Source organism: Pseudoalteromonas sp. SR44-2 (assembly GCF_014163745.1).
Classification (GTDB): Bacteria; Pseudomonadota; Gammaproteobacteria; order Enterobacterales; family Alteromonadaceae; genus Pseudoalteromonas; species Pseudoalteromonas distincta.
The window spans coordinates 1-12942 of the sequence record NZ_JACJDW010000015.1 but is presented as its reverse complement, the minus strand read 5'-3'; the positions used below and the strand labels follow the sequence as shown (position 1 = coordinate 12942).

Annotated in this window: 9 protein-coding genes and 2 rRNA genes; 3 read left to right on the top strand and 8 right to left on the bottom strand. The window is 40.0% G+C overall.

Features of this window, described 5'->3' with window-relative positions; all coding sequences use genetic code 11:
- Positions 1 to 51 precede the first annotated feature (51 nt).
- The 4 genes from H5115_RS10780 to purL all read right to left on the bottom strand — a co-directional run bounded on the left by H5115_RS10780 (position 52) and on the right by purL (position 7076).
- The gene (locus H5115_RS10780; protein WP_002961068.1) at positions 52 to 381 is read right to left on the bottom strand and encodes a YdbL family protein; all 330 of its coding nucleotides are present in this window, start codon (positions 379 to 381) and stop codon (positions 52 to 54) included.
- An 11-nt stretch (positions 382 to 392) separates the two neighbouring features.
- Positions 393 to 590 (bottom strand): YnbE family lipoprotein, encoded by a 198-nt coding sequence (locus H5115_RS10775; RefSeq protein WP_182682148.1) that lies wholly within the window; start codon positions 588 to 590, stop codon positions 393 to 395.
- A gap of 2 nt (positions 591 to 592) precedes the next feature.
- A complete protein-coding gene (locus tag H5115_RS10770; RefSeq protein WP_182755216.1) occupies positions 593 to 3043 on the bottom strand; it encodes a YdbH domain-containing protein in 2451 nt (816 codons plus the stop codon).
- Positions 3044 to 3185: 142 nt separating this feature from the next.
- A complete protein-coding gene (gene purL, locus H5115_RS10765) occupies positions 3186 to 7076 on the bottom strand; it encodes a phosphoribosylformylglycinamidine synthase (protein WP_182755214.1) in 3891 nt (1296 codons plus the stop codon).
- 211 nt (positions 7077 to 7287) lie between these two features.
- Between purL and mltF the strand changes: the two genes are divergently transcribed.
- Positions 7288 to 8802, top strand: a complete 1515-nt coding sequence (mltF, locus tag H5115_RS10760; RefSeq protein WP_182755212.1) for a membrane-bound lytic murein transglycosylase MltF — start codon at positions 7288 to 7290, stop codon at positions 8800 to 8802.
- Positions 8803 to 8966: 164 nt separating this feature from the next.
- Complete coding sequence (locus H5115_RS10755; RefSeq protein ID WP_002961076.1) at positions 8967 to 9134, top strand: hypothetical protein; 168 nt, start codon at positions 8967 to 8969, stop codon at positions 9132 to 9134.
- A 2-nt stretch (positions 9135 to 9136) separates the two neighbouring features.
- On the opposite strand, the gene tadA is transcribed toward H5115_RS10755, so the two are convergent.
- Complete coding sequence (gene tadA / locus H5115_RS10750) at positions 9137 to 9652, bottom strand: tRNA adenosine(34) deaminase TadA (RefSeq protein ID WP_002961078.1); 516 nt, start codon at positions 9650 to 9652, stop codon at positions 9137 to 9139.
- Positions 9653 to 9830: 178 nt separating this feature from the next.
- On the opposite strand from tadA, the gene H5115_RS10745 reads away from it, so the two are divergent.
- Positions 9831 to 11135, top strand: a complete 1305-nt coding sequence (locus H5115_RS10745; RefSeq protein ID WP_033021433.1) for an inosine/guanosine kinase — start codon at positions 9831 to 9833, stop codon at positions 11133 to 11135.
- A gap of 36 nt (positions 11136 to 11171) precedes the next feature.
- On the opposite strand, the gene glsB is transcribed toward H5115_RS10745, so the two are convergent.
- The 3 genes from glsB to rrf (H5115_RS10730) form a co-directional block, all read right to left on the bottom strand.
- Positions 11172 to 12095 (bottom strand): glutaminase B, encoded by a 924-nt coding sequence (gene glsB / locus H5115_RS10740; protein ID WP_182755210.1) that lies wholly within the window; start codon positions 12093 to 12095, stop codon positions 11172 to 11174.
- A 547-nt stretch (positions 12096 to 12642) separates the two neighbouring features.
- Positions 12643 to 12757, bottom strand: a 5S ribosomal RNA gene (gene rrf / locus H5115_RS10735).
- A gap of 62 nt (positions 12758 to 12819) precedes the next feature.
- A 5S ribosomal RNA gene (gene rrf / locus H5115_RS10730) occupies positions 12820 to 12934 on the bottom strand.
- Between the last annotated feature and the right edge of the window lie 8 nt (positions 12935 to 12942).

Sequence of the window (12942 nt, the reverse complement as noted above, 5' to 3'; positions counted from 1 at the left end):
TGTAAAAAACTTTGTGCAAAACTTTTTACAAAACAAGGCAACAACTTAAGCTTATTTTTTAACCCAGTTACCATTTACTTCAACGTAATGACCACTTTGGGTTTTTTCAATTGTTTTAGCGGCAGCAAGTGCTTCTACTTGTGAAAGCGACAAGTTATTCTTTTTAGCGAGCTTTAAGTACTGCGCTTTACGCTTTGCATTTATGTCATCAACAACGGCTTTTGCTTCTGCGTTTTGTACAACAAGCCCTAAATAACCAGAGCTATCTTCACCTACTAGACCTTGGTTTTTAGCGTCATCAAGGCTAATAGCCCACGCAGAGAACGACATACATACTGCACTAACTAACGTAATAATGTTTAATTTTTTCTTCGTATTCATGTTCTAGCTCCTTAAAATAACTCACTGTCGTCACTAAATAAATTGTCGAGTTCTTTATCTACTTTTACGCGAATTTCGTGATCGACCTTCACATTTAAATTAATAGTAATGGGCTCTTTAGCAGACACCTCAACACGATGCGTGCAAGCACTGAGTGCACTAATAGCACTCAGTGCGAGCAGTACTTTTATCAATAACGGCTGTCTCATTATTAGTTTCCTTTTTGTGAGTATTGTTGCTCAACTTTTTGTGTAATTTCGTCACTTAAACGTAGTGCGCGTAAAAGTGTAAATACGTTTTCTTCGTGGTTATAATTAAAGTTAACCTGCTGCTGCTCTGCTTTATTATAGCCTTGCAAATTAACCCCTAGTTTTAACCAACCATCATTTTTTAGTGCCACACTGCTATTAAGTTTTTGAATATCTAAATTAGTTAATAACCCTAACACAGGTTGTAACTCTTGCTGTTGCTGCATTACTGAATCAAAAGCGGCATTATTGGTAATTTTTAAATTACCTGTTCCTTGGCTAAATAAGCTTCCGTCAATTATCTCAATTTTTCCACTATCAAAGTGAACCGGTAAAGACCCCGCCAAGCGTCCCGTTAATACAATGCCCGACTTATCGTCGAGTGTAACAAGTTTGCTTGCATCAATATTTTCAAACTTAACATTAGCAACTTGGTTTGGCTTCCCTACTGTGTAGCTATCTAATGAAAACTCGCCACCAAACACACTTCCTTTTACATCATTTATAAGCGCGGTATTGTTATTAACTTGCCATTGACCTTTAAGAGTTTTAACTACGGCACCGGCTCTAAATTCATTTAAATTAAAGGTAGTTGGTTTTACATTAAGCTTACCTGAATTATATTCCCCGCTAAATATGCTGCTTAAATCACTCGCAAGGTAATCGTTATACAGTGCACTTGTATGACTAATCCCCATATTGAACGATGCACGTTGTAAGTTTACATCGCCACTAATATAGCCATTAAGTTCGCCCTCTGTTAACTGTGCAAGTGGCTCAAATTGACTAATAAACGCATTTAACGGCAGCACACTTTGTTCAGGAATAACCACTTCAAATGGATGAGCTTGCGACGACATATGATGATTTATCACTAACTCAACATTGTTTATAAATGCGTGATGCGTGGCTTTTAGTGCACGGCTTTGCAAGCCCGTAGACTCTACTTTTATATTATTAAGTTTTATGTCGGGGCTATTAACAACCTTTATATTGGTTTTTGCTGTTAGATCAGCAAATAACTCACCTACGCCTAAATTAGCATTTGCTGTTAATGTGTTACTTATATCTGTGACTTTAAATTCTTTATATTCTGCGCTTTTTAACTGCTGAGTTAACGCGACCTCTGCGTTTAACTGTTTATCCATTTTTGCTGTTAAATCACCTTGGTATTGCACTGCTCTTATATCAAACGCATCTACACTATTAAGCGTTAATTTAGCATTTATAAGCCCAACTGGTTTTAAGTCTATAAACTCACTTATATCAAAGTGACCACTAAGGCTAAGCCCATTCGCTGTTGCAGGTGCAAACTCAGGTAAATTTTCAAGCATAACGGCGTAATCGCCTTTAATTGCAGCATCAGATAACTGAGCATTAACGTTAATATTATTTATATCAGGTGTATTTATTTGAGCTGATAAAGTTGTCTGTAAGTCTTCAAATGGAGATTTAATATTTAGTGTTGTATCTGTTATTAAAATATCAAATTGCTTATCGCCCACGCTTACCAAATTAATTACAGGTACACTCAACTCACTAGCCTCTAAGCTAATTGATTGAGGGAGTTTTAGTTGCCAATTTAAAGGCACTTGTTTGCTAATAAAGCCTGCATATTCACTTGGTGGAATTAACTCAGTACAGCTTGGTGTTAAATTAATTTTGTTATTAAGCAAATCGGTATTAAATATTAACGCTTGGCTATTTAAATTAAAACGCGTCGCCAACTTCCCCGTAGTTAATACGTTAACTTTGCACTGCTCATACGTGTTAGCAAACTGGGAGCTAATATCGCCATTTAACTCAAGTTCTATACCATCAAAGCTAAATGCTTGCTGAGTATTAAAGTTAAAATCTGCTATTAATGTATTTTTAGTGTTTATAACGTGCTTTAAAAAAGTGTCATTAATTTCAAACTGACCCCTTACTTTATTAGCAGTCAAAATTGCACTTGCGTTTATATCACCTGAGACATTAAATTTATTTAGTTCGGGTTCTAATATGCTTATTTTAAGTGGCTTATTGAGCTCATCACTTTTTACTACAAGCTGTTTAATATTGATTAATGGGCGATTTAAGGGAAGTGCTAAATCGAGATTTTTAGCAAGCTGATTAGCATTATCACTTTTAGGGAGTGGATTAACTGTTAGCACTGCATTTTCAATATCTACACGCTTTGTATTTGCAGTAATACCAGTAAGTTGTAATTGTTGATTTTGATAATTTAAACACACTCTGTCAGCATGAATATTTAAGCTAGACGTAATTGAAAAATCAAGGCAGTTTAATGTGACACCCGCTTTTTCGAGCTCAGGCGCTATAACCCACTGTAATAAAGGTAAACGAAATACATAACTAAGCAGCAAGGTACTTAGCAATAAAACGCCAACAATTAAACCAATTCGCTTAAACATACTATCCTTAAATGCTTTGTGCTTTTAGCTTTTAGCTTTTAGCTTTTAGCTAAAACTATACTAATCAAAAAAGGCTGCACAATGCAGCCTTTTTAATTTTACAGTAAGATTATGAATCTAACTTGTATAAACGTAAATATAATTAACCTACGTTTTTACGTGCGTTACGGAACATACGCATCCACGGGCTATCCTCGAGCCACTCATCTGGGTGCCAAGAGTTGGCAACGCTTCTGAATACACGTTCTGGATGCGGCATCATTACAGTGGCACGACCATCAGTTGACGTAATACCGGTAATACCTTCTGGAGAACCATTAGGGTTAGCTGGGTACTGCGTTGTAGGGTTACCGTAGTTATCTACAAACTTAACCGCTACAGTGCCGCTATTAAGCGCCGCTTTAGTGGCTGCATCGTTTGCAAACTCAGCATGACCTTCACCATGAGAAACCGCTATAGGCATACGCGATCCAGCCATTCCATTAAAGAATACAGACGGATTCTCTTGTATCTCTACTAAACTAAAGCGTGCTTCAAAACGCTCTGATTTATTAGTTACAAAGCGCGGCCAATGTTCAGTACCAGGGATCAACTCTTTTAACGTTGATAACATTTGGCAACCGTTACATACACCTAAGCTGAAAGTATCTTCACGGTGGAAAAAGTTTTGGAACTGATCGCGTGCCATGTCGTTAAACAAAATAGACTTAGCCCAACCTTCACCTGCACCAAGTACGTCACCGTATGAGAAACCACCACAGGCCACTAAACCTTTAAATTGCTCTAGTGTTAAACGACCTTCTAAAATGTCGCTCATGTGTACATCAACGGCTGCAAAACCTGCGCGATTAAACGCTGCCGCCATTTCTAAATGAGAGTTAACACCCTGCTCACGTAAAATAGCCATTTGCGGTTTAGCACCAGTTGCAATGTATGGTGCAGCTATATCTTCGTTTAAATCAAAGTTAAGTTTTACGTTTAAGCCTGGATCTTTTGCATCAAATTTAGCATCAAACTCTTGCTTAGCACACTCAGGGTTATCACGGCGTGCTTGCATTTGATACGTTGTTTCAGCCCAAATAGTACGAAGCTCAGTACGCGTATGATTAAGTACCGTATTTTCGCCACGGTTAAATATAATCGTATCGTCACTGTTAAGCGTGCCAATATTGTGACTAATGGCTGCTATACCATGTTGTTCAAACACCGCATTTACTGCATCTAAATCAGCATTTGCAACTTGAATTACCGCACCTAGCTCTTCGTTATAAAGCGCTTCAATGTCAGAACCTGTTAAAGCTGCTAAATCAACAGTTACACCGGTATGACCCGTAAACGCCATTTCAGCTACTGTGGTAAATAAACCACCGTCTGAGCGGTCATGATAAGCAAGTAACTTACTATCAGCCACAAGTGCTTGCATTGCGTTATAGAAGCCTTTTAATAACTCAGGGCTATCAACATCAGGGGTTACATCACCTAATTGCTTATAAACTTGTGCAAGGCTTGATGCGCCCATGCGGTTTTTACCCGCACCTAAATCAACTAATATAAGCGATGTATCGCCTTTATCTGTGCGCAGTTGTGGAGTTACTGTTTTACGTACGTCGTCAACACGACCAAACGCAGTTATAACCAGTGAAAGCGGCGATGTTACTGACTTCTCTTGTGAGTCACCTTCATCTTTCCATGTCGTTTTCATCGACATAGAATCTTTACCCACTGGAATCGTTAAACCAAGCGCAGGGCAAAGCTCTTCGCCTACGGCTTTAACAGCTTCATATAAACCAGCATCTTCACCTGGGTGACCCGCTGCTGCCATCCAGTTTGCCGATAACTTAATGTTTTCAAGGCTACCAATATTTGCACAGGCAATATTAGTTAACGACTCTGCCACAGCTAAACGAGCAGATGCACCGTAATTAAGTAATGCAGCCGGAGTACGCTCACCGAGTGACATAGCTTCACCGTGGTAAGTATCATACGTTGCCGCAGTTACAGCACAGTTAGCAACAGGTACTTGCCAAGGACCAACCATTTGGTCGCGCGCTACTAAACCCGTAACTGAGCGATCGCCGATTGTTATTAAGAATGTTTTTTCTGCAATGGTTGGTAAACGCATTAAGCGCTGCGCTGCATCTGCTGCATTTATTGATGTGATATCAAGCGCTTTGCCAACAACTTGCTTTGACGTTACATCGCGGTGCATTTTAGGTGCTTTACCTAATAATACGTCCAGCGGCAAATCAACAGGGTTATTTTCAAAGTGGCTGTCTGACACTGTTAAGTGAGGTTCAGCGGTTGCTTCACCAATAACAGCGTACTGGGCACGTTCGCGCTTACAAATTGCTTCAAAGCGGTCAAAGTCCTCTACGCCAACAGCGAGTACATAACGCTCTTGTGATTCATTACACCAAATTTCGTGTGGTGCCATGCCTGGCTCATCGTTAGGGATGCTACGTAATTGAAACTTACCACCACGTCCGCCATCATTAACAAGCTCAGGAAACGCGTTAGATAAACCACCGGCACCTACATCATGGATGAATGCAATTGGGTTTTCGTCACCAAGCTGCCAACATTTATCGATAACTTCTTGGCAACGACGTTCCATTTCTGGGTTTTCGCGCTGTACTGAAGCAAAGTCTAAATCTTCGTTTGACTGACCAGAGGCCATACTTGATGCAGCACCACCGCCTAAACCAATGTTCATTGCAGGTCCGCCTAGCGCAATTAACTTAGCGCCAACAGGAATATCGCCTTTTTGAACATGATCAGAGCGAATATTGCCTAAACCACCGGCAAGCATAATTGGTTTATGGTAACCACGCACTTCTTCACCATTATGGCTTGTTACTTTTTCTTCGTAAGTACGGAAATAGCCTAACAAGTTAGGACGACCAAACTCATTATTAAATGCAGCGCCACCTAGTGGACCTTCTGTCATTATATCAAGTGCGTTTACAATACGACCCGGCTTACCAAAATCGCTTTCCCACGGTTGCTCGTAACCTGGAATACGTAAATTTGATACAGTAAAGCCAACTAAGCCTGCTTTTGGCTTAGAGCCACGACCAGTTGCGCCTTCATCGCGAATCTCACCACCAGAACCTGTAGCAGCACCTGAGAATGGCGCAATAGCTGTTGGGTGGTTATGAGTTTCAACTTTCATTAGTATTTCAATGTCTTCTTGATGATACGCATATTCACCTTGCGCATTTGGGAAGAAGCGACCCGCTTTTGAGCCTTTCATTACTGCCGCGTTATCTTTATACGCCGACAATACATTTTCAGGATTTAGCTCAAACGTATTTTTAATCATTTTAAACAGCGATTTTGGCTGCTCTTTACCATCGATTGTCCAGTCAGCATTAAATATTTTATGGCGACAATGCTCTGAGTTCGCTTGTGCAAACATAAACAATTCGATGTCGTTAGGGTTACGTCCTAACTTTGTAAAATTTTCTACTAAGTAGTCTATTTCGTCATCAGCAAGCGCAAAGCCTTGCTCAACATTGGCTGTTGCTAGTGCTTCGCGTCCACCACCTAAAATATCGACAGACGACATTTGGCGTGGGGCATCACTGCGAAACAGCTGAGCCGCATCTTCAAGTTCATTGTGTGTGGCTTCAGTCATGCGGTCGTGCAATAACGCAGTTACTTGTGCAAGTTGTTCTGCGTTTAAATCACCTTCAACATAATAAGCAATACCGCGTTCAACACGGTGAACCTGCTTTAAACCACAGTTGTGGGCGATGTCGGTAGCTTTAGATGCCCAAGGTGAAATGGTACCTGGTCGAGGTGTAACAAGTACAAGTTTGCCAGCTGGGGTATGCTCAGCAATAGTTGGACCGTAAGTTAATAGCTTTTCAAGCTTGGTTTGCTCAGAGCTACTCAACGGCGATGTTAAATCGGCAAAGTGAGCATACTCGGCGTATACGTTAGTGACTGGAAGTTGCGATTGTTGGCAACGCGCTAAAATTTTATTAACTCTGAACTCTGAAAGTGCTGGTGCACCACGAAGGATCAACATAGGTAATTTCATCCGGGGTTAGGGATTGAACGATATTTTAGGCACGCATTATAGTCCAATTAGCATTCAGATTTAACTCAAAATTACGCTTTTCATAAAATTAACTTTTTAGCTTTATTTATAGCCTCTTTTGGTTAATAAAATAAAAGGTAAAGTGACGCGATGGCTTAGTTTTGCTATAACGGTGGCTGGCGAGCTTAAGGGGCACTCAATGTTCAAAGAAAAACTAATAATAATCATTACTTTAGTTATGCTGTTATGTGCATGTGATATGCAAGAGCAGCCAACCCAACTTGCCCAAATAAAAGAACAAAACAAAATACGTGTGGGTACACTTGCAAGTGCTAGTAATTATTATCAAGCCGTTCAAGGTGAACAAGGCTTTGAATATGAGCTATCTCAAGCATTTGCTGAATATCTAGGTGTAGAGCTTGAAATAGTGCCATTTTTTAACTTATCCGATATGTTTGAACGCCTGGAAAGCGGCGATTTAGATTTAATTGCCTCAGGACTTACCTATAATAAAACCCGTGCAGAGCAATACCGTTATGGACCAACTTACAGAACAATCAGCCAAAAGTTAGTTTATAAGCAAGGACGTGTTCGCCCTCGAGAGTTTGCCGACTTAGATGGCAACTTTACTGTTATCGCTAAAAGTAGTCATTCGCTTACTCTGCAAAAAATGAAAAAAAACAATCCAGATCTTACTTGGATAGAAAGCGAAGAGTTTGATGAAGAAGAGCTACTTCAAGCAGTTATTGATGGCGAAATAGATTACACACTCGCTGATACACATACCCTATCGCTGTTTCGACGTTATCATCCAAATTTAAGTATCGGTTTTTCTGTTAGTCATAACGACCCGATTGCATGGATACTTAATAAATCAAAAGATGATTCTTTATACTCCTTATTAGTGCCATTTTTTGGCGATATAAAACAGAGTAATCAGCTCTACGTACTTGAAGAAAAATACTTTGGCCACGTGCGCCAATTTAACTATGTAAATACCCTTGCTTATATCGAAGCTATCAAAGAAACCTTACCAACATACCAACCATGGTTTGAACAATATGCTGGTAGCCTTGATTGGCGTTTATTAGCGGCACTTAGCTATCAAGAATCTATGTGGAATCCTCGCGCTAAATCGCCAACAGGCGTTCGCGGTATTATGATGCTAACCCGCAGTACAGCAAAACAAGTAGGTGTTACCAACCGCTTAGAGCCAGAGCAAAATATTCGCGGTGGTGGTAAGTATTTAAGTAAACTGATTAAGCGTATTCCTGATAGAATTCCTCAACCTGATAGAACATGGCTTGCACTAGCGGCTTACAATGTAGGTTGGGGGCACGTTAACGACGCGCGTATAATTACCGAGCAGCAAGGCGCAAGCCCTGATAAATGGGCTGATGTAAAAAAACGCTTACCGCTGTTAATTAAAAAGCGCTATTACCGTAAAACTCGCTATGGTTATGCGCGTGGCGATGTAGCGGTTAAATATGTTGATAATATTCGTCGCTATTACGATGCACTTGTTTGGCTAGATGAGAATAATGCTATTGCTGTAGAACCTGAACCAGAATCAGAACCAATCACAGAGCAGAGCACTGATACCGAGCCAAAGCTAAATGAAGAAAGTGACGAAAAAAGTAACAAAGATGAAGCGCAAACAGGAAAACAACAGCCTATAATTGAGCCCGAACAACCGAGTGAAAACAATAACTAAGATTTGTATAGGTATCAGTTTTTTGAGCAAGCAAGTAAGCAAAATTTAAGTAAATTAAATATCTGTTTACTTGTCATCAAATGATCACTAATGTGTATTACTTGTATATTATTATTTTATAAGATATACCCTGCGCCTTTCTCACTCTTGCATTAGGAGAAAACATGCTAAAACGTAGACGCACACAAAAATTAAAACGCAATGTGATTTATTCAACAGCCACACGTCGTCGTGTTATGCTAAGAAAACTGCACAAAAAAATCATCTGGCGCCGCCGAATGTTTGCTATGCAGCAAATGGCTGAAACAGAAATAGAGCCAATCGCTAGTTAACTTTAGCTAGGTTTATTTATTTGTTCATCACGAGCAGCTTTCTTAGCTGCTTTAATTTGCGCTCTTCTACGCTTAAAAAAATTCGAAATAGTATCACCACACTGTTGTGCTAAAACACCACCGCATACCTCTACTTGATGATTTAACCTCGGCTCTTGTAATAAGTTCATAATTGAACCTGCAGACCCTGTTTTAGCATCGAGGGCACCAAATACTAAACGCTTTATTCTGCTATGCACCAACAGTCCTGCACACATAGAGCAAGGCTCTAACGTTACATATAGTGTGCAATCAATTAAGCGGTAATTATTAAGTACTTTTCCAGCTTCTCGCACTGCAATCATTTCCGCATGGGCTGATGGGTCGTTATCCGTTATTGAGCGGTTGTACCCCACTGAAATTAGCTGGTTATCTTTTACTACAATTGCTCCAACCGGAATTTCATCAAGCAACTCTGCTTGCTTTGCATACAAAAGCGCTTGCTCCATCCAGTAGGAATCATTAAATGGCTCGTTCATTCTTTCTACTTAAATAACTTTTTATGCTGTAATTATACCTAGTTAGCACTCTAAAGTGCGTCATTCATTACTTTATTGCAAAAATAAAACGATATTTACCTGTTTGTAATGGCTCACTAGTGTGGATTTACGCTATAATCTCACGCTTTTTTTATTTAGCTCACAACACGGGTAGCAAATGAAATTTCCTGGACGCCGCAGGCATAAACATTATTTTCCAGTGGAAGCCAAAGATCCACTTACCAATCAACTTAACGCAACAGAGCGATTACAACGTAGTTATATTACGGGTATCGATCAGATCGTTGTTGATATAGAGGCAAAAGTTGATCAAGCTTTCCTTGACGAATTTCAACTACGTAGAGGTATGTCACAAGTTATTGATAGCGACATAACGAACGCCTTATACGATCGTTTAAAATTAAACGATATGGTTGATTTTGAGTTTGCCGGTGGGACCATTGGTAACACTATGCACAACTACTCTGTACTTGCAGATGATCGCTCAGTTTTATTAGGCGTAATGAGCGAAAATATAAAAATAGGTAGCTATGCTTACCGCTTTTTATGTAATACCTCAAGCCGTGTAGATTTAAACTATCTTCAGCCAGTAGATGGGCCTATTGGTCGTTGTTTTACATTAATTGATGAAACCGGTGAGCGTACTTTTGCAATAAGTGCGGGCCTAATGAATCACCTACGCCCTGAATCTATCGATAAAAACCTTATTGAAAATTCATCAGCATTAGTGATCAGTGCCTACCTCATGCGTACGCAAGGTAGTGAAACGATGACTGAAGCGACTATGCAAGCGGTAAAATACGCTAATGATGCAGGTGTGCCAGTTGTTCTTACACTCGGAACTAAATTCTTAATTGAACAAGACCCGACCTGGTGGGCAAACTTTGTTGAAAAGCATGTTGATATTCTTGCTATGAACGAAGAAGAAGGGTTAGCTATTACAGGTTTTGAAGACCCTCTTCTAGCTGCTGATAAAGCACTTGATTGGGTAGATTTGGTAATTTGCACCGCTGGCGAAAAAGGCTTATTTATGGCCGGCTACGTAGACGAAAGCTTAAAGCGTGAAACCGAGTATCCGTTATTACCAGGAGCAATACCTGATTTTAATCGATACGAATTTTCACGTGCTATGCGTAAAACCGAGTGTGATGAGCCTATCAGAGCATATAGTCATACAGCCCCATTTATGGGTGGACCTGACTCAATCAAAAACACCAATGGTGCAGGCGATTGTGCTTTAGCGGCTGTGCTACATGACTTATCAGCGAATGTTTATCATAAACTTAACGTGGCAAACTCAGCTAAGCATCAGCAACAAGCTATTACTTACTCGTCACTATCGCAAATTAGTAAATATGCTAACCGAGCTAGTTATGAAGTATTAGTTCAGCACTCTCCTCGTTTATCTCGCGGTTTACCAGAACGCGAAGACTGCTTAGAACAGGTTTATTGGGAACAATAATAACGGTGGGAGCAATCATTGCTCCCTATCAGCTTCCTAAAAAATAGAAATATCGAGCTTTTTAGATAGCAGTTCCAGCGCCGCAATTCCTGCAACCGAATTACCAAACGAATTAAGTCCCGGAGAATAAACAGCTACCGTAAACTTATTTGGTAACACGGCTAAAATAGTCCCTGATACTCCCGACTTACCTGGCATACCCACTCTGTAACCAAAATCCCCCGCAGCATCGTATAAGCCACTGGTAAATAATAGCGAATTAAGCTGCTTATTTTGACGGCTACTTAAAACACGATCGCACGATCGATTATCAACACCTTTATTTGCTAAAAAATTATAAGCTTTGGCTAATTCAATACAGTTGAGCTCAATAGAACAAAAGTTAAAGTAAGACCATAAAACATCATCGACTTCATTTTCGAAATTACCAAACGACTTCATTAAATGTGCCATAGCCGCATTACGATGCCTAAATTCATACTCAGAATTAGCGACTTTTTTATCAATCACTATTCCTCTATTACCAGCTAACAACCTAAAGGTCTCGAGCATAGAGTGCATTGGTGCAGATAAGCGGCTGTATAACGCATCACACGTTACAATTGCGCCTGCATTTATGAAAGGGTTACGAGGAATCCCTTTTTCAAACTCAAGCTGTGTAAGCGAATTAAAGGCAGTACCTGAAGGCTCCTTTCCAACTCGATGCCAAAGTTCATCACCATAACGTTGCAGTGCCATAGTAAGTGTCATAACTTTTGAAACAGACTGAATGGTAAAACGTTGAGAGCAATCCCCCGCACATACAGTTTTACCATCAGTTGTATAAATAGCGATAGAAAATTGCTCAGGATCGACCTCTGCAAGGGCCGGTATATAATCAGCTACTTTTCCTTGTGATAATAAAGGGCGTACTTCATGTGCTATTTCATCAAGCACCTTTTGGTAATCAGCTGTAGGCAAACTAGACCTCTATATCATCATTCATAAAAATTGGATTTTAGCACGCGCGAATAGACGCAACTAGTTTTGTTGTTGAATTTAAAGGGGGATGTTTTTCTTAATTTAAAAAAGCAAAAAACCCGTCACATTACTGTAACGGGTTTTTCTTAATTAAATCCTGGTAATGTCGTAGTGCCACAGCGGTGGAGAGCCACATAGCAAATGCTACACTATCTTTGTGTCGGAGCGTCCTTCTGCGGGGCTCGCCTTAGAACTATTTTATTTCGCCACTGAGTTCGGCATGGACTATTTACAAAATTCCAAAAAGCAAAAAAACCGTCACATTGCTGTAACGGGTTTCTCTTAATTAAATCCTGGGAATGTCGTAGTGCCACAGCGGTGGAGAGGCACATAGCAAATGCTACACTATCTTTGTGTCTGGGCGTCCTTCTGCGGGGCTCGCCTTAGAACTATTTTATTTCGCCACTGAGTTCGGCATGGACTATTTACAAAATTTCAGAAAGCAAAAAACCCGTCACATTAATGTAACGGGTTTCTCTTAATTAAATCCTGGTAATGTCCTACTTTCACATAGCAAATGCTACACTATCATCGGCGCTGTTTCGTTTCACTACTGAGTTCGGCATGGGATCAGGTGGGTCCAAAACGCTATTGTCACCAAGAAAATTCTTTTCAATTTTCTTATTTTAATTATTAAGGTTAAAGTCCTTCGACTGAATTTAAAGCCTGGTAATGTCCTACTTTCACATAGCAAATGCTACACTATCATCGGCGCTGTTTCGTTTCACTACTGAGTTCGGCATGGGATCAGGTGGGTCCAAAACGCTATTGTCACCAAGCAAATTTG